This window comes from Klebsiella sp. 28 (assembly GCF_018223905.1).
In the GTDB taxonomy this organism is placed as follows: Bacteria; Pseudomonadota; Gammaproteobacteria; order Enterobacterales; family Enterobacteriaceae; genus Klebsiella; species Klebsiella pneumoniae.
The window spans coordinates 22,666-39,953 of record NZ_JAGRQY010000009.1 but is presented as its reverse complement, the minus strand read 5'-3'; the positions used below and the strand labels follow the sequence as shown (position 1 = coordinate 39,953).

Annotated in this window: 19 protein-coding genes; 11 read left to right on the top strand and 8 right to left on the bottom strand. The window is 57.4% G+C overall.

Features of this window, described 5'->3' with window-relative positions; all coding sequences use genetic code 11:
• Window positions 1-43: 43 nt before the first annotated feature.
• Both yghB and metC read right to left on the bottom strand, forming a co-directional pair.
• Entirely contained in the window at window positions 44-703 is a 660-nt protein-coding gene (gene yghB / locus KHQ28_RS01455; RefSeq protein ID WP_002916791.1) for a DedA family general envelope maintenance protein YghB, read from the bottom strand.
• A 131-nt stretch (window positions 704-834) separates the two neighbouring features.
• Window positions 835-2,022, bottom strand: a complete 1,188-nt coding sequence (gene metC, locus KHQ28_RS01450) for a cystathionine beta-lyase (protein ID WP_004889743.1) — start codon at window positions 2,020-2,022, stop codon at window positions 835-837.
• Window positions 2,023-2,272: 250 nt separating this feature from the next.
• Here metC and exbB point away from each other — a divergent pair, with 250 nt between their 5' ends.
• From exbB to KHQ28_RS01415, 7 genes are all read left to right on the top strand, one after another.
• The gene (exbB, locus tag KHQ28_RS01445; RefSeq protein WP_004174395.1) at window positions 2,273-3,004 is read left to right on the top strand and encodes a tol-pal system-associated acyl-CoA thioesterase; all 732 of its coding nucleotides are present in this window, start codon (window positions 2,273-2,275) and stop codon (window positions 3,002-3,004) included.
• A 6-nt stretch (window positions 3,005-3,010) separates the two neighbouring features.
• Window positions 3,011-3,436 (top strand): TonB system transport protein ExbD, encoded by a 426-nt coding sequence (gene exbD / locus KHQ28_RS01440; protein ID WP_002916785.1) that lies wholly within the window; start codon window positions 3,011-3,013, stop codon window positions 3,434-3,436.
• A gap of 204 nt (window positions 3,437-3,640) precedes the next feature.
• Window positions 3,641-5,059 (top strand): glycoside-pentoside-hexuronide (GPH):cation symporter, encoded by a 1,419-nt coding sequence (locus tag KHQ28_RS01435; protein WP_002916782.1) that lies wholly within the window; start codon window positions 3,641-3,643, stop codon window positions 5,057-5,059.
• A 13-nt stretch (window positions 5,060-5,072) separates the two neighbouring features.
• Complete coding sequence (locus tag KHQ28_RS01430) at window positions 5,073-6,596, top strand: glycoside hydrolase 43 family protein (protein WP_023325357.1); 1,524 nt, start codon at window positions 5,073-5,075, stop codon at window positions 6,594-6,596.
• Between the two features lie 106 nt (window positions 6,597-6,702).
• Window positions 6,703-7,197: a TIGR00645 family protein gene (locus KHQ28_RS01425; RefSeq protein WP_004105804.1), complete on the top strand. Its 495-nt coding sequence runs from the start codon at window positions 6,703-6,705 to the stop codon at window positions 7,195-7,197.
• Between the two features lie 121 nt (window positions 7,198-7,318).
• On the top strand, window positions 7,319-8,206 hold the full coding sequence (gene yghX / locus KHQ28_RS01420; protein WP_004144560.1) for a YghX family hydrolase: 888 nt from the start codon (window positions 7,319-7,321) through the stop codon (window positions 8,204-8,206).
• 78 nt (window positions 8,207-8,284) lie between these two features.
• Window positions 8,285-8,572, top strand: a complete 288-nt coding sequence (locus tag KHQ28_RS01415) for a DUF2623 domain-containing protein (RefSeq protein WP_002916743.1) — start codon at window positions 8,285-8,287, stop codon at window positions 8,570-8,572.
• 72 nt (window positions 8,573-8,644) lie between these two features.
• Here the strand turns inward: KHQ28_RS01415 and yghU are convergent, their stop codons facing one another.
• Window positions 8,645-9,511 carry a glutathione-dependent disulfide-bond oxidoreductase gene (yghU, locus tag KHQ28_RS01410; RefSeq protein ID WP_002916742.1) on the bottom strand — a complete coding sequence of 289 codons (867 nt, stop codon included), beginning with the start codon at window positions 9,509-9,511 and terminating at the stop codon, window positions 8,645-8,647.
• Between the two features lie 47 nt (window positions 9,512-9,558).
• Entirely contained in the window at window positions 9,559-10,119 is a 561-nt protein-coding gene (locus KHQ28_RS01405) for a thioredoxin domain-containing protein (protein ID WP_004150918.1), read from the bottom strand.
• A gap of 20 nt (window positions 10,120-10,139) precedes the next feature.
• Between KHQ28_RS01405 and KHQ28_RS01400 the strand changes: the two genes are divergently transcribed.
• The 3 genes from KHQ28_RS01400 (at window position 10,140) to KHQ28_RS01390 (ending at window position 13,531) form a co-directional block, all read left to right on the top strand.
• Window positions 10,140-10,262 (top strand): hypothetical protein, encoded by a 123-nt coding sequence (locus KHQ28_RS01400; protein ID WP_004217169.1) that lies wholly within the window; start codon window positions 10,140-10,142, stop codon window positions 10,260-10,262.
• 76 nt (window positions 10,263-10,338) lie between these two features.
• Window positions 10,339-12,204: a bifunctional glutathionylspermidine amidase/synthase gene (gss, locus tag KHQ28_RS01395; protein ID WP_002916740.1), complete on the top strand. Its 1,866-nt coding sequence runs from the start codon at window positions 10,339-10,341 to the stop codon at window positions 12,202-12,204.
• Window positions 12,205-12,349: 145 nt separating this feature from the next.
• On the top strand, window positions 12,350-13,531 hold the full coding sequence (locus tag KHQ28_RS01390; RefSeq protein WP_004149825.1) for a PLP-dependent aminotransferase family protein: 1,182 nt from the start codon (window positions 12,350-12,352) through the stop codon (window positions 13,529-13,531).
• Window positions 13,532-13,707: 176 nt separating this feature from the next.
• Here KHQ28_RS01390 and KHQ28_RS01385 read toward each other — a convergent pair whose 3' ends face one another.
• The 3 genes from KHQ28_RS01385 to KHQ28_RS01375 form a co-directional block, all read right to left on the bottom strand.
• Window positions 13,708-13,896 (bottom strand): hypothetical protein, encoded by a 189-nt coding sequence (locus tag KHQ28_RS01385; protein ID WP_002916738.1) that lies wholly within the window; start codon window positions 13,894-13,896, stop codon window positions 13,708-13,710.
• 199 nt (window positions 13,897-14,095) lie between these two features.
• Entirely contained in the window at window positions 14,096-14,440 is a 345-nt protein-coding gene (locus KHQ28_RS01380; RefSeq protein ID WP_004185642.1) for a hypothetical protein, read from the bottom strand.
• Between the two features lie 86 nt (window positions 14,441-14,526).
• Entirely contained in the window at window positions 14,527-15,129 is a 603-nt protein-coding gene (locus tag KHQ28_RS01375; RefSeq protein WP_004174410.1) for a short chain dehydrogenase, read from the bottom strand.
• 97 nt (window positions 15,130-15,226) lie between these two features.
• On the opposite strand from KHQ28_RS01375, the gene KHQ28_RS01370 reads away from it, so the two are divergent.
• Entirely contained in the window at window positions 15,227-16,138 is a 912-nt protein-coding gene (locus KHQ28_RS01370; protein ID WP_004181308.1) for a LysR family transcriptional regulator, read from the top strand.
• On the opposite strand, the gene KHQ28_RS01365 is transcribed toward KHQ28_RS01370, so the two are convergent.
• Window positions 16,139-17,287, bottom strand: coding sequence for a PLP-dependent aspartate aminotransferase family protein (locus tag KHQ28_RS01365; RefSeq protein ID WP_020316731.1), 1,149 nt, complete (start codon window positions 17,285-17,287; stop codon window positions 16,139-16,141).
• Window position 17,288: the final 1 nt, after the last annotated feature.

Sequence of the window (17,288 nt, the reverse complement as noted above, 5' to 3'; positions counted from 1 at the left end):
GAAAGGGCGGCCGGGCGGGCGCAGGCCCCCCGGCAGGTAAGCGTCAGGCGCTGCAATATTTCTTTTTAATGACCACGAACAGCGTGCCGAGCAGGCCAGCCAGCAGCAGGGCAATCGGCAGGATCATCAGACAGGTCATCACCTGATCTTCATGGCGCTTCACAAACGGGATCATGCTCAGCGCATAGCCAAGACCCGTCACCACACAGACCCACAGCAGGGCGCTCAGCCAGTTGAAGAACTGGAAGCGGCGGTTCGGCAGGCCAGAAATCCCGGCCATGGTTGGCAGCAGGGTGCGGACAAACGCCAGAAAACGGCCCGCGAGCAGCGCCAGCAGGCCGTGGCGGTCAAACATGCAGGTGGCGCGCTGATGGTACTTATGCGGCAGATGCGCCAGCCAGCCTTTCACCGTTTGCGTATTGCCCAGCCAGCGCCCTTGCACATAGCTCAGCCAGCAGCCGAGGCTGGCGGCGGCGGTCAGAATGGCGATAGTGGGCACAAAGTCCATGACGCCTTTAGCAATCAGCGCGCCGGCGAGCAGCAGCAGGCTGTCTCCCGGTAAAAAGGAGGCGGGCAACAGCCCGTTTTCCAGAAACAGGGTCGCGAACATAACCAGATATACAACGCCCACAACGTGAGGGTTCGCCAATGCGGCAAAATCATGTTGCCACAGCGCGGCGACAATCTCTTGAATGACAACCATGGACTTTCCTAAGTGGTACCGTATTTTTGACTAGTGTACTCCTGAAGAGGCCCGAGCACCTTGATCCCGGGCGCAACAAAAGCGGCCGCTTTGCTAAAAAGCGTCCGCTATTGTTGCCACTGACTGTCACTTTACACGATACGCGCGAAGCCCGCTGCTAAATCCGCCTGCAGATCGTCAACATTTTCGAGACCAATGTGCAGGCGGATCAGCGTGCCGCTGAAGTCGACTTCAGCATCCGGTCGAATGTGGGCGATTTGCTCCGGCTGGTTGGCGAGAATCAGCGACTCAAAGCCGCCCCACGAATAGGCCATACTGAACAGGCTGAAATTGTCGAGGTACTCCGCCAGTTCGGCATCATTGAGGCGCTTGCTGAGCACAAACGAGAATAGCCCGCTGCTGCCGGTGAAATCACGTTTCCAGAACTCATGACCTTTACTGCCGGGCAGGGCGGGGTGGTTTACCCGCGCCACCTGCGGGTGCTGCGCCAGCCACTCGGCGATGCGCAGGCTGCTTTCATGATGCTGACGCAGGCGCACGCCCAGGGTGCGCAGGCCGCGGCTGGTCATATAGGCAGTATCGGCGTCCAGCATTTGCCCCATCAGGTAGGCATTTTCACGCAGCTGCGGCCAGCAGCGCGCATTCGCCACCGCGGTGCCCACCATGGCGTCGGAATGGCCGATCAGGTATTTGGTGCCTGCCTGAATGGAAATATCAATGCCAAAATCCAGGGCTTTAAACAGGATCCCCGCCGCCCAGGTGTTATCGATCATGATAATCGCTTCCGGGGCGACCTGACGCACGGCGGCGACTATCGCCGGCACATCGTGCACTTCCATGGTGATCGAGCCGGGCGATTCGAGGAACACCACGCGGGTCTCAGGGCGAACCAGACGGGTGATATCGGCGCCGATTAAGGGATCGAACCAGCTGGTGGTGACGCCGAGTTTGGCGAGAATTTTGGTACAAAAGTCCTGGCTTGGCTCATAGGCGGTATTGGTCATCAGCACATGGTCGCCTTGCTCGACAAACGCCAGGATAGTGTTAGCCACCGCCGCGGCGCCGCAGGGGAAGAGGGCGCAGCCGGCGCCGCCTTCCAGCTCGCACATCGCTTCCTGCAGCGAGAAATGGGTCAGGGTGCCGCGACGACCGTAGAACAGCTCGCCGTTGGCCCGATTGCGGGTGGCGTGCTTTTTGGCCTCGACGGTGTCGAAAACCAGCGATGACGCGCGCTGGATAACGCTGTTCACTGAGCCCTGGGTGTACTTTTTGCTCCGCCCGGCGTTGACCAGCGCGGTATCAAGATGTTTATCAGCCATGTTGACGAACCTGTTTTTATACGTCTGGACGTCTAAACTAACATGAATCTGCTTTTCTGTACCAGCGCACCGCCGATACAGGCGAAAATTTTACCAGGCCCGCGGTTAGCCGCTTTTTTACTGCGTAAGCGCAAGGAAAATAAACGTGATTTGCTGCACAGTGTAAATACTAATGAGAACCACTATCAATTCGATGTCGTTTTGATATTATTGTGGGCAGATTTTGTGATTATCGTCGTGGAGATAGAGCGTGGGTAATAATTTGATGCAGGCGGATCTCTCCGTTTGGGGTATGTATCATCATGCCGATATTGTCGTTAAGGTGGTGATGATTGGCCTGATTCTGGCGTCGGTCGTCACATGGGCCATCTTCTTCGGTAAAGGGGCGGAAATCCTCGCCAGCAAGCGTCGCCTCAAACGTGAACAGCAGCAGCTGGCGGAAGCCCGCTCTCTCGATCAGGCCAGCGATATCGCCAGCGCCTTTGAGGCGAAAAGCCTCACCACCCAGCTTATCAATGAAGCGCAGAACGAACTCGAACTCTCTGCCGGTGCCGAAGACAATGAAGGCATCAAGGAACGAACCGGTTTTCGCCTTGAGCGCCGCGTTGCGGCGGTTGGTCGCCATATGGGGCGCGGTAACGGCTATCTGGCGACCATCGGCGCCATTTCCCCGTTTGTGGGCCTGTTTGGTACCGTCTGGGGCATCATGAACAGCTTTATCGGCATCGCCCAGACCCAGACCACCAATCTTGCGGTGGTAGCGCCGGGCATCGCAGAAGCGCTGCTGGCGACGGCCATCGGCCTGTTCGCCGCCATCCCGGCGGTGGTCATCTATAACATCTTCGCCCGCATGATCGGCAGCTACAAGGCCTCGCTCGGCGACGTCGCCGCTCAGGTACTCCTGCTGCAAAGCCGCGATCTGGACCTCAGCGCCAGCGGCGTGAAGCCGGTGCGCAGCGCGCAGAAATTACGGGTAGGTTGATCGGCTATGGCGATGCGTCTTAATGAAAATCTGGACGATAACGGCGAAATGCATGAGATCAACGTGACGCCGTTTATCGACGTCATGCTGGTTCTGCTGATTATCTTTATGGTGGCCGCGCCGCTGGCGACGGTCGACGTGAAGGTCAATCTGCCGGCCTCCTCCAGCCAGCCGCAACCGCGACCGGAAAAACCCATCTACCTGTCGGTGAAGGCGGATAAGAGCATGTTCCTCGGCAACGACCCGGTTACCGAAGCGAATATGATTAACGCCCTGGATAGCCTGACCGCCGGCAAAAAAGATACCACCGTCTTCTTCCGCGCGGATAAAACCGTCGATTACGAGACGATGATGAAAGTGATGGATACCCTGCATCAGGCGGGCTATCTCAAGATCGGGCTGGTGGGCGAAGAGACCGTCAAAGCGAAGTAACCTCCCCCTTTCCACTTTTCTCCTCAGGCTGGCCTTGCGCCAGCTTTTTAATAGGTGACGCAATAACTTGTAAGACCAATCTTATAGATGTGTGACAACTTTCTCAGTTAACAGAAAACATAAACCCGATGCGAAAAATGACAATAGGATAGTTTTTATCCTGCCTCTACAGTGAATACCACTTCATCTGAGAGGGATTATATTGTGAATCACGATAATAAACTGTCATTTGCGGAGAAGCTGGGATATGGCATGGGGGATGCAGCCTGCGGTATCGTTTACTCTTCGGTAACCATGTTTCTGACATGGTTTTATACGGATATTTACGGGCTTTCTGCTGCCGCAGTCGGAGTGATGTTCCTGGTGACGCGGGTTCTGGATGCGATTACCGATCCGCTAACCGGCATTGTTGCAGACCGTGTAAAGACCCGCTGGGGCCATTTTCGCCCGTGGCTTATCTGGTTTGCCGTACCTTATGCCGTGCTGGCGGTAATGACCTTCACGACTCCGGAATTTGGCGCATCGGGTAAACTGGTTTATGCCTACCTGACCTACACCTTACTCATGCTGTGTTACACCTTTATCAATATTCCCTACTGCGCATTGGGCGGAGTCATTACGCGTGATGAGAAGGATCGCCTTTCAGCCCAGTCATATCGTTTTACGATCTCATCTCTGGCCGGTCTGATGGTTTCTGTCGCAACCCTGTTCCTGGTGGATTTTTTCGGTAAAGAAAATAAGCAGTTTGGTTTTCAGGCGACAATGGGAATCATGGGCGCGATCGCTATTGTAATGCTGGCTTTTTGCTTCTTCTCTACCAAAGAACGCGTGGCTCCAGCTGTTGAACAGCAGGGGAGCATACGCGAAGACCTCCGTCAGCTGCTGGCGAATGACCAGTGGCGTATTGTGGCGATAATTACTTTTTTCTCCAGTATGGCCGGGGTTATGCGCAGCGCCGCCACGCTCTATTATGCAACCTACCTGATGTTAGGCGGTGTGGAGTCAGCGGCGGGAACGGCCATGAAATCAGCATTTGTTTCCACCAGCGTCGTTGGCACGATTATCGGCAGCATCGCCGCCGGATGGCTGGCCAAGCGCTATCGCGCGGTATCGCTGTTTAAAAATATCAACCTCCTGCTGGTCCTGGTTGGCGTCGTAATGTTCTTTGTGCCGCCGACCTGGCTGCCGGTGGTGTTCCCTTTATACTTCCTGGTCGGCTTCTTCCATCAGATGTACCAGCCGTTTAAATGGAACATGATGGCCAACGCTGCCGATTATGGCGAATGGAAGTTTGGCCGTCGCATCACGGGATTATCCTATTCCGGTAATCTGTTTGCTTTGAAAATGGGCATGGCGGTTGCTGGCGCCGCCGTAGGTTTTTCGCTTGGGCTATTTGGCTATCAGGCGGGCGTAACGGCGCAGACTCCGCTGGCGACAATGGGAATTGTGGGGCTGTTAACCCTCGGTCCATCACTATCTTACCTGCTCCTGTGGTGGCTGGCGCGTTTCTATAAGCTGGATGACAAAATGATGCAGACAATTCAGCGCGAGCTGTCCATGCGTCAGCAGCAGGGGCATTCAGAGACGCATTTGCCGCTAAACGCCGTTCCGGAAAAGGCCTGAGGAGATGCGAAATATGACCCCTTCTGAATACCAGAATCCTATCTTATGCGCCGATTATTCCGACCCGGATATCGTGCGCGTAGGCGATGATTTCTTTATGGTCTCTTCCAGTTTTAACCATGTGCCCGCTTTACCGATCCTGCATTCAACGGACCTGGTTAATTGGACTATCATCAACCACGTTATGGATGAACTGCCGCTACCTGGTTATGACCGGTATCAGCCGGGTAAGGGCGTATGGGCGCCGTCGATTCGCTGGCACGATGGCAAGCTGTGGGTCTGCTTCAGCACGCCAGATGAAGGTATTTTTATCTGCCATACCGAGGATCCGTGGGGGAAATGGAGCGCTCCGCACTGCCTGCGCGAGGCCAGAGGTTGGATAGATCCCTGCCCGTTCTGGGACGACAATGGTCAGGCCTGGTTGGTACATGCCTTCGCCCATAGCCGCAGCGGCATCAAGCATAAACTGCAGTTGTTTGCGATGGCGCCGGACGCCAGCGAATTGCTGGGCGAAGGGCAGATTATCTATGACGGCTGCTGCGATTTACCTACCCTTGAGGGGCCAAAGGTTTATCAACGCGCCGGTTGGTACTACATCTTTGCTCCTGCGGGCGGGGTTGAAAATGGCTGGCAGACGGTACTGCGCGCGCGCCAGATGACGGGGCCCTGGGAAGCCAAAAACGTGCTTTTCCAGGGAAACACCTCGATAAATGGACCACATCAGGGCGGCTGGGTGGAGGGTGAGGAGGGCGAATGCTGGTTTGTTCATTTCCAGGACTTACACCTCTATGGCCGCGTGGTTCACCTCCAGCCGATGTCCTGGGGTAACGATGGCTGGCCGCGTATCGGTGAGCAGATTGGCAACGGCGGCGTCGGACAGCCGGTTTTACGTTGGCCGCGTCCTAAAGGGTTAACGCCTTCACCGGCATTGGCGCCGCAAACCAGCGACTATTTTGCGCAAGGCCAACCGGGAATACAGTGGCAGTGGCAGGCTAACCCCAGCCCTGAGTGGCTGCTGCCGGCGGAAGGCGAACTTCGATTACGCTGCGTCCCATTATCCGAAGTCGATGGACAGAGAGCGTTATACTGGGCGCCGCAGCTGTTGCTGCAGAAATTCCCGGCGCTAACTTTTAGCGCGAAAACAAGCGTAACGTTATATGCCGCTCAGGACGGTGATGCCGGAGGCCTGATCGTATACGGCGAACGCTACGCCGCTTTGCTGGTGGAGTTTGGGCAAGGGAGTTACCGGCTCGTGTGGCGACACGGTTGGATGAGCGATGCGGGCGTGGTGCGCGAAACTCGTCAGGTTCTTGCTGAGCTTAAGTGCGGCAAGTGTCAGCTGCAGGTGGCCGTAGGCGAAGGCGGCCTGTGTCAATTTTCCTGGCGAGCCGAGGAGGAGTGGCGGAAGGTTCCTCTTTGTTTTGCTGCCGGGAAGGGAAAATGGGTCGGCGCGAAATTTGGCCTGCTGGCTGCTTCAATGGTTGGCCTACAAAGCGAGGGCTACTCCGCTTTGCAGGACTTTGAGGTCATACTTTAAAGAAACCGTTTCTGGCCGCCTGCAGATGACGCTGGCGGCTGATGTTGCATAAGCGTTACCCTGTTGCGATATAATGGCGGCCGTTTATGTTAACTGACAGGATCTTATGGAACGCTTTCTGGAAAATGCTATGTACGCCTCGCGCTGGCTGCTGGCGCCGGTTTATTTTGGCCTCTCGCTCGGTCTGATTGCGCTGACCATCAAATTTTTTCAGGAGATCTTCCACATACTGCCGCATATTTTTAGCGTCAGCGAGTCGGATATGATTCTGACCCTGCTGTCGCTGGTGGATATGACCCTGGTGGGCGGTTTGCTGGTGATGGTGATGTTCTCCGGGTATGAAAATTTTGTCTCGCAGCTGGATATTAACGAGGGTAAAGAAAAACTCAGCTGGCTGGGCAAAATGGACGCGACTTCGCTGAAAAATAAGGTTGCCGCCTCCATCGTGGCGATCTCCTCTATTCACCTGCTGCGGGTGTTTATGGATGCGAAAAACGTCCCGGACAATAAGCTGATGTGGTACGTGATTATCCACCTGACCTTCGTGCTTTCGGCCTTTGTGATGGGCTACCTTGATCGTCTGACCAAAGTGAAACACTGATCCCTTCTCTCCCGGCGGTGTTAGCCGCTGGGCTGTTTCTCCCCGTTTCATGCTTTTCTGGGCTGGCGTATGTCCGGGCTTCTGCTTTGCTTAAAGAGCGCTTAACAACGGAGGCAGGGTGATGACGCGATTAACGGCCAAAGATTTCCCGCAGCAGTTGCTCGAATATTATGACTACTATGCCCACGGCAAAATCAGTAAACGCGAGTTTCTCCAGCTGGCGGGGAAATATACTGTCGGCGGGATGACCGCGCTGGCGCTGTTTAATCTGCTGAAGCCCGACTATGCCCTGGCAGAGCAGGTACCGTTCACCGACCCGGATATCCGCCCGGAGTATATTCATTATCCCTCTCCTGACGGTCACGGCGAAGTGCGGGCTTACCTGGTGACGCCGACAAAAATAGCCGACAAAGCGCCCGCTGTGGTGGTGGTGCATGAGAACCGCGGCCTGAACCCCTATATTGAAGATGTAGCCCGGCGGGTAGCGAAAGCGGGGTACATCGCGCTGGCGCCGGATGGCCTGAGCGCCGTCGGCGGCTATCCGGGGAATGATGATGAAGGCCGCGCCCTACAGCAGAAAGTCGATCCCGTGAAGCTGATGAATGATTTTTTTGCGGCGGTCGCGTTTATGGCGAACTATCCACAGGCGACGGGGAAGGTCGGTATCACCGGTTTTTGCTACGGCGGCGGCGTCAGCAACGCGGCGGCGGTGGCGATCCCGGAGCTGGCCTGCGCGGTGCCGTTTTACGGTCGCCAGCCGCCGCTGAAGGAGGTTGATAAAATTAAAGCGCCGCTGCTGCTGCACTATGCCGGCCTCGATAGCGGCATTAATGAAGGCTGGCCTGCCTATGAACAGGCGTTGAAGGAACACCATAAAGTCTACGAGGCCTATTTCTATCAGGGCGTGAATCACGGCTTTCATAATGATTCCACGCCGCGCTACGATCGGGCTGCGGCTGATCTGGCCTGGCAACGCACGCTGGCATGGTTTGAGAAGTATTTACGCTAGCGCAACAGTCATAAATAGCGCTACCGCTCGCTCAAAAAAACGCTATATAATTTATTATATAACGATTGGGAGGGCGCGATGGAAAATCATTTTGGCAAAGGCTTAATGGCGGGGCTACAGGCATCCTATGCTGACACCGCCGCGCATGCGGCGAATTTTTGCGCCGACTATAAACGCGGGTTTGTGCTCGGCTACTCGCACCGCATGTTTGAAAAAACCGGCGACCGCCAGCTCAGCGCCTGGGAAGCGGGGATCCTCACCCGTCGCTATGGCCTGGACAGGGATATGGTGATGGATTTCTTCAAAGAAGGTGGGTCGGGTATGGCGATGCGCTATTTTCTGGCGGGCTATCGGCTGGAAAGCTAAACAGGACGGCTTCGCAGGCGGAACCGTCCTGTAGTGGGAACCCTTTCCCGTCAACGGGAAAGGGTGAAGACCTTACGCCTGGCGCTTATCTTCCGTTTGGGTGTCAAAGTCGCGGGCGTCATGGCGCTCATGCAGCTGCTCATTGAGCGGGCCGTTGGTGCGGTTGACGATGCGTCCGCGCTTGACGGCCGGGCGGTTGCCGACATCCTGCGCCCAGCGCAGCACGTTTTTATAGCTCCCGGCGTCGAGGAACTCCGCCGCGTTATAGACATTGCCCAGCACTACGTTGCCATACCACGGCCAGACAGCCATATCGGCGATGGTGTACTCCTCGCCGGCCACATAGCGACCGCGGGCGAGCTGTTTGTCCAGCACGTCGAGCTGGCGTTTGGCTTCCATCGTAAAGCGGTCGATCGCGTACTCGATCTTCACTGGCGCATAGTTATAGAAGTGGCCGAAGCCGCCGCCGAGGAACGGCGCCGCGCCCTGCAGCCAGAACAGCCAGTTGAGGGTTTCGGTGCGACCGGCAGGATCTTTCGGCAGGAAGAAACCAAATTTTTCCGCCAGATAGAGAAGAATGTTGCCGGACTCAAATACCCGGGTCGGCGGCGTGGTGGAATGGTCGCTGAGGGCCGGGATCTTCGAGTTCGGGTTGATCTCGACAAAGCCGCTGGAAAACTGATCCCCTTCGCCAATGCGTATCAGCCAGGCATCGTACTCCGCGCCGCTGACGCCCAGCGCCAGCAGCTCCTCCAGCATGATCGTCACCTTCTGGCCGTTGGGCGTGCCGAGTGAGTATAGCTGGAGCGGATGGGTTCCCACCGGCAGGACGCGTTCATGAGTCGCGCCGGAAACGGGACGGTTGATGTTGGCGAACGCGCCGCCGCTGTTTTGCTTCCATTCCCACACTTTTGGTGGCTGGTAGTTTTGCTCTGACATGCTGGTTTGCCTTTTTCGTGGATGTACAAAAAGTGTAGCAGGTGACCTCAGGCCATAATCCGCGCGGCCCACACGCTGACATCATCGCCGCTGCCCAGATCCGGCTGCACCAGGCCGTTGACCATAAAGGTCGGCGAGACATGGATGCCGTTCTGACGGGCGTATTTACTGTGCCACTTGATCACGTCCTGCAGCTCCGGGCGGGCAAAGGCGGCCCCCAGCAGCACGTGACTATAGCGTTCAATGCGCTCAATGATTTGCTGCGGCGTGGCGTTCATGTTCGGCCCGCTGCAGTGATCGGTAAACTCAAACTCTTCCCGATGGTCGGCCACGGCCTGCATCACCTTATGCGCCTGCTCTCTGCCGTGCGGCAGGGTGGACGCGGCGAGGATACAGCGGACGATAACCCCGGAGAACAGATGCCACGGCTGCGACTGCAGGCGTATCTTGATGGTCACGTTATCGGCGCCGACCTCATCGAGCAGATCGTCGAGTTTATTAAACGCGCGGACAGAGTAGGGGCAGGTGGGCTCAAGGAACACCTCAAACGTCCGCGGGCCGTGTCCCCAGACCAGCGGTTGGGCATTCAGATGCGAGGGTGTGCTCATTGTCGACTCCTGATGTTGCGTTGTTTTTTTGTTATATCACCGATAACGATATCACTTTTGTTTCCGGCTGCAGGGTTATTTTCCTTAACGGCACGATTAGCGAAACGAATGAGTGGTATCATCGTTACACCTCTGTCTGGTAAGTGCCTGCGGCAGGATAAGAAGAGGGAGTTTTGTTTCGCCAACTGCCCGGGCTGCATTAATTTGAGGTCAGGCTAAATGAGCAAAGGATCGACAAGCAGTGACGCCCCGTTTGGGACATTGTTAGGCTATGCACCCGGTGGCGTAGCGATTTATTCATCGAATTACAGTAGCTTAAATCCGCAGGACTACCCGGATGACGCGACGTTTCGCAGCTACATCGGTAATGAGTATATGGGGCATAAATGGCAGTGCGTGGAGTTTGCGCGCCGCTTTCTGTTCCTGACCTATGGCTTTGTCTTCACCGATGTGGGGATGGCTTATGAAATCTTCTCCCTGCGTTTCCTGCGCGAAGTGGTCAATGACAATATTCTGCCGCTGCAGGCCTTCGCCAACGGCTCCCGCCGTCCGCCTATCGCTGGTTCGCTGCTGATCTGGCAGAAGGGGGGCGAGTTTAAGCACACCGGCCATGTGGCGGTGATCACCCAGCTTGTCGGCAATAAGGTGCGTATCGCCGAGCAGAACGTGATTCACTCGCCGCTGCCGCAGGGCCAGCAGTGGACCCGCGAGCTGACCCTCGAGGTCAACGACGGCCGGTACACCATCAAAGATACCTTTGCCGATACCGAAATTTTAGGCTGGATGATCCAGACCGCTGATACCGAACACAGCCTGCCGCAGCCGGTGCTGCCGGGCGAGGCGATGGCCATCAAAGGCGCGCGGCTGCCAAACAACGGCCAGTTTCGCGGTAAATGGCTGAACGAGAAAGACCCGCTGCAGAAAGCCTATGTGGCAGCCAACGGTCATTTCATCAACCAGGATCCCTATCAGTATTTCACCATCAGCGAAAGTGCCGAACAGGAGCTGATCAAAGCCACCAACGAGCTGCACCTGATGTATCTGCACGCCACCGATAAGGTGATGAAGGATGACAACCTGCTGGCGCTGTTCGATATTCCGAAAATTCTCTGGCCTCGTCTGCGCCTCTCGTGGCAGCGCCGCCGTCATCATATGATCACCGGGCGCATGGATTTTTGCATGGACGAGCGCGGGCTGAAGGTGTACGAGTACAATGCCGATTCCGCTTCCTGCCATACCGAAGGCGGGCTGATCCTCGAACAGTGGCTGAAGCAGGGCTACTACGGCACCGGCCACAATCCGGCGGAAGGTCTGCTCGATGAGCTGGCGGGGGCGTGGAAACACAGCCGGGCGCGGCCCTTCGTCCACATCATGCAGGACAAGGATCTGGAAGAGAACTACCACGCGCAGTTTATTCAGCGTTCGCTGACCCAGGCCGGTTTTGAGAGCAAAATTCTCTTTGGCCTTGATGAGCTGCGCTGGGACGCTGCCGGTCAGCTGATCGACGCCGACGGGCGGCTGGTCAACTGCGTCTGGAAAACCTGGGCATGGGAAACCGCCATTGAGCAGGTGCGCGAAGTCAGCGCCGAGGAGTACGCGGCGGTACCGATTCGTACCGGACATCCGCAGAATGAGGTGCGGCTGATTGACGTCCTGCTGCGTCCTGAAGTATTGGTATTCGAACCCCTGTGGACGGTGATCCCCGGCAACAAAGCCATTCTGCCGGTGCTGTGGTCGCTGTTCCCGCATCATCGCTATCTGCTGGATACCGATTTTGAGGTTAACGACGAGCTGGCGAAAACCGGCTATGCGGTGAAGCCTATTTCCGGGCGCTGCGGCAACAATATCGACCTGATCGGCCCTCAGGATGAACTTCTGGATAAGACCAGCGGCCAGTTTGTCGATCGCAAGAATATCTACCAGCAGCTGTGGTGCCTGCCGAAAGTGGACGGTAAGTACATTCAGGTGTGCACATTTACCGTCGGCGGTAACTACGGCGGTACCTGCCTGCGCGGCGATTCGTCGCTGGTGGTGAAAAAAGAGAGCGATATCGAGCCGTTAATCGTTTTGAAAGACAAAGCATGACGTGCGAAACCCGGGTAGCGGCATACCCCTGTCCGGGTGACAACGTACTGAAAAGGATAGCCCCGGCATGGTAAGCGCCGCCGGGGAGCACCTGCAACAAAGCCAAGATAATTAACACAACAACAAGACAGAAAAGGAAAATAGTATGCACGATCGGCGTCTCGCCGCCCGCGCGGGTGAACTCAAGCCCTCCGCCGTCCGCGAACTTCTCAAGCACAGTAAACTGCCCGGCGTGATTTCGCTTGGCGGCGGCATTCCGGCCCCGGAACTGTTTGATACCGAAGGCCTGGAGCTGGCGGTGCAGAAGGTGATGAGCGAGCGTTTTAATGACGCATTCCAGTACGGTCTGACGGAAGGCTACCCGCCGCTGCGCCAGGCGGTGAGTGAAATTTGCCACTCCCGTGGCGTCGCCTGTTCAGCCGCCCAGGTCTATATCACCTCCGGCTCCCAGCAATCGCTGGATATCGTTGCCCGTACGCTGCTCGATCCGGGCGATACTATCGTCGTTGAGCGTCCCACTTATCTGGCGGCGCTGCAGGTATTTCAGCTGGCGCAGGCCAATATTCTCAGCGTTGACACCGACGATGACGGGATGCTGGTGGAGCAGCTGGCCGACCTGCTGGAGACCACCCGCGTCAAAGCTGTTTACCTGGTGCCGACGTTCGGCAATCCCGGCGGCAAAACGCTGAGCGAGGCGCGTCGTCGCCGGTTGGTTGAGCTGGCGAAAAAATATGATTTCGTCATTCTGGAAGACGATCCCTACGGCGAAATTAGCTTTACAGACGCCGTTAGACGCCCGCTCTATCAGCATGCTGTCGAGCTGGGCTGTGAAGATCAGGTGGTTTACACCTCGACTTTTTCGAAAATCCTCGCGCCAGGGATGCGTATCGGCTGGATCGTCATGCCGGACTGGCTGGCGCAGCAGACGGTGATTGTGAAGCAGGCGGCGGATCTGCATACCAATATGCTGTCGCAGGTGATCACTGCGGAATACCTCAGTCTGAACCGGCTGGATAACCAGATTGCGTTGATTCGCGAAGACTACCGCAAGAAGTGCGTGGCGCTGGCCGATGCGCTGGAAAGCCGCCTTGGCGAGCACCTGGAATTCAGCCGCCCGCAGGGGGGGATGTTCCTGTGGGCGCGTTTCCGCTATCCGTTCGATACCATGGAATGGATGAAGAAAACGCTGGAAAACGGCGTGGTGTACGTCCCGGGTGAAGCGTTCTATCACGATAAGCCGGATACCCGTACCCTGCGTCTTTCTTACTCCACGGTGTCAGAAGCCGGATTGCTGACGGCCGTTGAGCGGCTGGCGGCCTCCCTGTAACGTCTCTGCTGTGCGCCGCTTTTCGGCGGCGCGCAGCCCTGCGTGACGTTAACGTCCAGCGCAGGGTCAATCCGTTTCGGCGATCCGGTCATCGAGCCAGACCAGCATCAGCGCTGCGAGAAAAGCCAGCGCAAAGGTTCCAATAAACAACCACATAGACGTCCCTCGCGGGTTAATTATTTTGCTGATTCTACCGGAGAGCGATCGTTGCGGTCGGCGATGGAGATTTTAGTTCCGGCGGAATGGCTGGCGAGAGAGAAAAAGTCATCGGCATCAATATCGAAGTTAAGAATAATTTCCCTGTATTTTCCACCGTTAATTAACGCTTTGGCTTCTTTAACACTACTGGCAATAATGACAGGCATCAGTTTTATCTCATTTTGAAAACTGTGAAGCAAAATAAGAGTTAGTTCGTACCAGATCAACTACTTTTTATCGTATTCCGCCGCAGAAAAAACGTCGTACTGTGACGCGACGACGACCGGATATTTTGTGACAGCGATCCGGTCATCAACAGCACAATCTTATTCGACGCTGGCGATATGCTGCAATTTTGCCAACTCGTCAGGATGATTTCCCCTGTTGTTTTTCGCGCAATATCTCGCCGCAGCGCTGCTTGTCCTGACGCAGCGCCTGCTGTTCCTGCGGGCTGAGCTGGCGCCAGGTATCCAGCATCCGCTGCCCCAGCGCCGGAAGGTAATGGGTTTTATGCAGCGCGTAGTCAGAATTTCCCCCCTCGACGATATTCTGCATATCGTGGAGGAACTGGCGGCTGTCGTCATGATCGATTATGCAAAATACCGCCCGGTAGTAAGCTTCATCTTCCTCGGTGTAATGCGGGGTGAACCACCAGACCAGCAGCGCGATAAGCGCCAGTAGCGGGATAATTAAGGATAATTTTTTCAACATCAGTTTTTCGGCCGGAGACAATCAGCCGTCAGTGTACCTGCAACGACGGCCTGATGTAAGCGCCGGCCCCGGCGGGCCGGCACAGGCTAGTAGCCGACCGGGTAGATGCGGCCGGTCTGAACGCCTTCAATGCTGCGGCGATAGGCCTGCGCCACGGCGGCGGCGGGAACGCTGGGGAAGCCCGGGAAAAAGTCGCCGTAGGCCGCCAGCGACTCGCTGAGCACGGTGGGGCTGATGAGATTGATGCGGATCCCGCGCGGTAGTTCGCAGGCGGCGGCGCGGACAAAGCCTTCCAGACCGGCGTTGACCGTCGTGGCATTGACCCCCTGAGCAATGGGTTCCTGCGCGACGATACCGCTGACCAGGGTAATCGACCCGCCGTCGCGCAGAAAATGCTGGCCGACCAGCGCCAGGCGAATTTGCCCCAGCAGCTTGTCCTGCAGACCGAGGTTGAACTGGCTGTCGGTCATGGTGCTTAACGGCCCAAAGTGCAGATTGCCGGTGGTGGAGACGATGGCATCTACTTCACCCGTTTGGGCAAATAGCGCCTCGACGCTCTCCTGCGAGGTGATATCCACCTGATAATCTCCCCGGGTGCGGCCGACGCGGATAACCTCATGTCTCTGACTCAGTTCTTCGCTGACCGCGCGACCGATGGTGCCGCTGGCACCGATAACGATAATTTTCATGGCAGACTCCTGATGAGGTGAGAGGCTATTTTTTAATAAAAGTAATCTCGGATAAACTGGCTAAAAGTTAGAACATTACTAACCAGAGGTTAGCAATATGGACAAATTACGAGGGATGGAGACGTTTATTGCCGTGGTGGAGTGCGGCAGCTTTACCGGGGCGGCGTCGCGCCTGGGGCTGTCGGCGGTGATGGTTGGGAAATATATCGCCCAGTTGGAAAGCCAGCTGGCGACGCGTCTGCTGGAGCGTAACACCCGACGCCAGAGCCTCACCGACGCCGGGCGAGTCTATTTTGACGAAGCGAAACGGGTGATGGAGCAGGTCTCCATCGCCGAAAGCGCGGTCGAGCGGCTGCGGCTGGCGCCGGCCGGCACCCTGCGGGTGAGCGCTCCCACCTCGTTCGGCGCCAGCGTGATCGCGCCCCTGACCGCCACCTTCCTGCAGGCCTGGCCTGCGGTCCGGGTGGAACTGGATCTGACTAACCGGATGGTCGATCTGGTGGATGAGGGGTTCGATCTGGCGATCCGTATCGGCGAGATCCATCAGGAGGATCTGGTGGCTCGCTACCTGGCGCCGTATCGGATGGTGATCTGCGCCGCGCCGGCTTATCTGGCGCGTTACGGGACCCCCGGGACGCCAGAGGATCTCGCCGATCATCTCTGCCTGTCCCATACGGTCTGGACCGCCCGCAACGAGTGGCGGCTGCCGGGCGTAGAGGGAGAAGTGCGCTGGAAACGCGATGCGGTTTTGCGCTGCAACGATGGCTACGCGCTGCGCCAGGCGGCGATCGCCGGGGCCGGGCTGCTGATGCAGCCGGAGGTACTGCTGGCCGATGCGCTGGCCAGCGGCAGCCTGGTTCGGGTGCTGGAGGCGTGGACTCCGCAGCCGCGGCCTGTGCATCTGCTCTGGCGCCAGGATCGTCGGCCCCTGCCGAAGCTGACGCAGTTTATCGCCCACCTTCAGCAGGGAATGGCCGACGCGCTGACAACGACCCGCGCGTCGGAATAATCACTCCGCCCGCAGCGCCTGCTGCCAGTCGGCAATCAGATCGTTGGGATCTTCGATCCCCACCGACAGGCGGATCAGCTGCGGTGTGATACCGTTCGCCAGGCGTTTCTCCAGCGGGATCGAGGCATGGGTCATGCTGAAGGGCTGGCTCACCAGACTCTCCACGCCGCCCAGGCTCTCCGCAAGCGTAAACCAGCGCAGCTTGCTGATGATGCGCTCGGCGTAACCTTCATCGCCCTTCACCACCACCGAAATCATGCCGCCGGGCAGGGCCATTTGCTGGCGCGCCAGCTGATGATGCGGGTGCGAAGCCAGCCAGGGAAACCAGACTCGCTCCACTTCCGGCTGCTGTTCCAGCCATTCGGCGAGCTGCAGCGCGTTCGCGCTGTGGCGCTCCATCCGCAGCGCCAGGGTACGGATGCCGCGCAGCGTCAGGAAGCTGCTGAACGGGTCAAGCACGCCGCCTACCGCATTCTGCAGATAGCCAAGCTTTTCCGCGAGCCCGGAGTTATCGCCAACCACCGCCAGGCCGGCGACGACATCGGAATGGCCGTTGAGGTACTTGGTCGCGGAGTGCACCACAATATCAAACCCATGCTCCAGCGGGCGATGGATCGCCGGCGAAGCAAAGGTGTTATCGGCGACGCTGATCAGGTTATGGCGGCGCGCGATGGCGGCGATGGCGCTGAGATCCGCGAGCTTCAGCAGCGGGTTGGTGGGCGTTTCCACCCAGATCATGCGCGTATCGGGGCGGATCGCCGCTTCAATTCCCGCCAGGTCGTCGGGTTTCACCCAGCTCACCTGCAGACCAGCGCTACGGCGGCGAACGTTTTCCAGCAGGCGGTAAGTGCCGCCATACACATCATCGACCGCCACCAGATGACTGTCCTTATCCAGCAGCTCCAGCACGGTGGAGATGGCGGCCAGCCCGGAGGCGAACGCGTAGCCGCGCGTGCCGTTTTCCAGGTCGGCGATCGCCGTCTCCAGCGCGTGACGGGTGGGATTCCCGCTGCGGGAATATTCATAACCGGTATGCTGCCCCGGCGCTGGCTGAGCAAAAGTGGAGGTGGCATAAATCGGCGGCATCACTGCGCCATGGCTGTCGGTGAAGGTTCCGCTATGTACACTCAGGGTGTGGATAGATGACATA

What these genes read in the sequence shown, in the direction of transcription:
- KHQ28_RS01425 (WP_004105804.1), top strand. Translation starts at nt 6,703, where the DNA reads ATGGAACGCTTTCTGGAAAATGCTATGTACGCCTCGCGCTGGCTGCTG.
- KHQ28_RS01370 (WP_004181308.1), top strand. Translation starts at nt 15,227, where the DNA reads ATGGACAAATTACGAGGGATGGAGACGTTTATTGCCGTGGTGGAGTGC.
- KHQ28_RS01380 (WP_004185642.1), bottom strand. Translation starts at nt 14,440, where the DNA reads ATGTTGAAAAAATTATCCTTAATTATCCCGCTACTGGCGCTTATCGCG.
- KHQ28_RS01415 (WP_002916743.1), top strand. Translation starts at nt 8,285, where the DNA reads ATGGAAAATCATTTTGGCAAAGGCTTAATGGCGGGGCTACAGGCATCC.
- yghX (WP_004144560.1), top strand. Translation starts at nt 7,319, where the DNA reads ATGACGCGATTAACGGCCAAAGATTTCCCGCAGCAGTTGCTCGAATAT.
- KHQ28_RS01385 (WP_002916738.1), bottom strand. Translation starts at nt 13,896, where the DNA reads ATGCCTGTCATTATTGCCAGTAGTGTTAAAGAAGCCAAAGCGTTAATT.
- yghU (WP_002916742.1), bottom strand. Translation starts at nt 9,511, where the DNA reads ATGTCAGAGCAAAACTACCAGCCACCAAAAGTGTGGGAATGGAAGCAA.
- gss (WP_002916740.1), top strand. Translation starts at nt 10,339, where the DNA reads ATGAGCAAAGGATCGACAAGCAGTGACGCCCCGTTTGGGACATTGTTA.
- yghB (WP_002916791.1), bottom strand. Translation starts at nt 703, where the DNA reads ATGGTTGTCATTCAAGAGATTGTCGCCGCGCTGTGGCAACATGATTTT.
- KHQ28_RS01365 (WP_020316731.1), bottom strand. Translation starts at nt 17,287, where the DNA reads ATGTCATCTATCCACACCCTGAGTGTACATAGCGGAACCTTCACCGAC.
- KHQ28_RS01430 (WP_023325357.1), top strand. Translation starts at nt 5,073, where the DNA reads ATGACCCCTTCTGAATACCAGAATCCTATCTTATGCGCCGATTATTCC.
- KHQ28_RS01375 (WP_004174410.1), bottom strand. Translation starts at nt 15,129, where the DNA reads ATGAAAATTATCGTTATCGGTGCCAGCGGCACCATCGGTCGCGCGGTC.
- metC (WP_004889743.1), bottom strand. Translation starts at nt 2,022, where the DNA reads ATGGCTGATAAACATCTTGATACCGCGCTGGTCAACGCCGGGCGGAGC.
- KHQ28_RS01405 (WP_004150918.1), bottom strand. Translation starts at nt 10,119, where the DNA reads ATGAGCACACCCTCGCATCTGAATGCCCAACCGCTGGTCTGGGGACAC.
- exbD (WP_002916785.1), top strand. Translation starts at nt 3,011, where the DNA reads ATGGCGATGCGTCTTAATGAAAATCTGGACGATAACGGCGAAATGCAT.
- KHQ28_RS01390 (WP_004149825.1), top strand. Translation starts at nt 12,350, where the DNA reads ATGCACGATCGGCGTCTCGCCGCCCGCGCGGGTGAACTCAAGCCCTCC.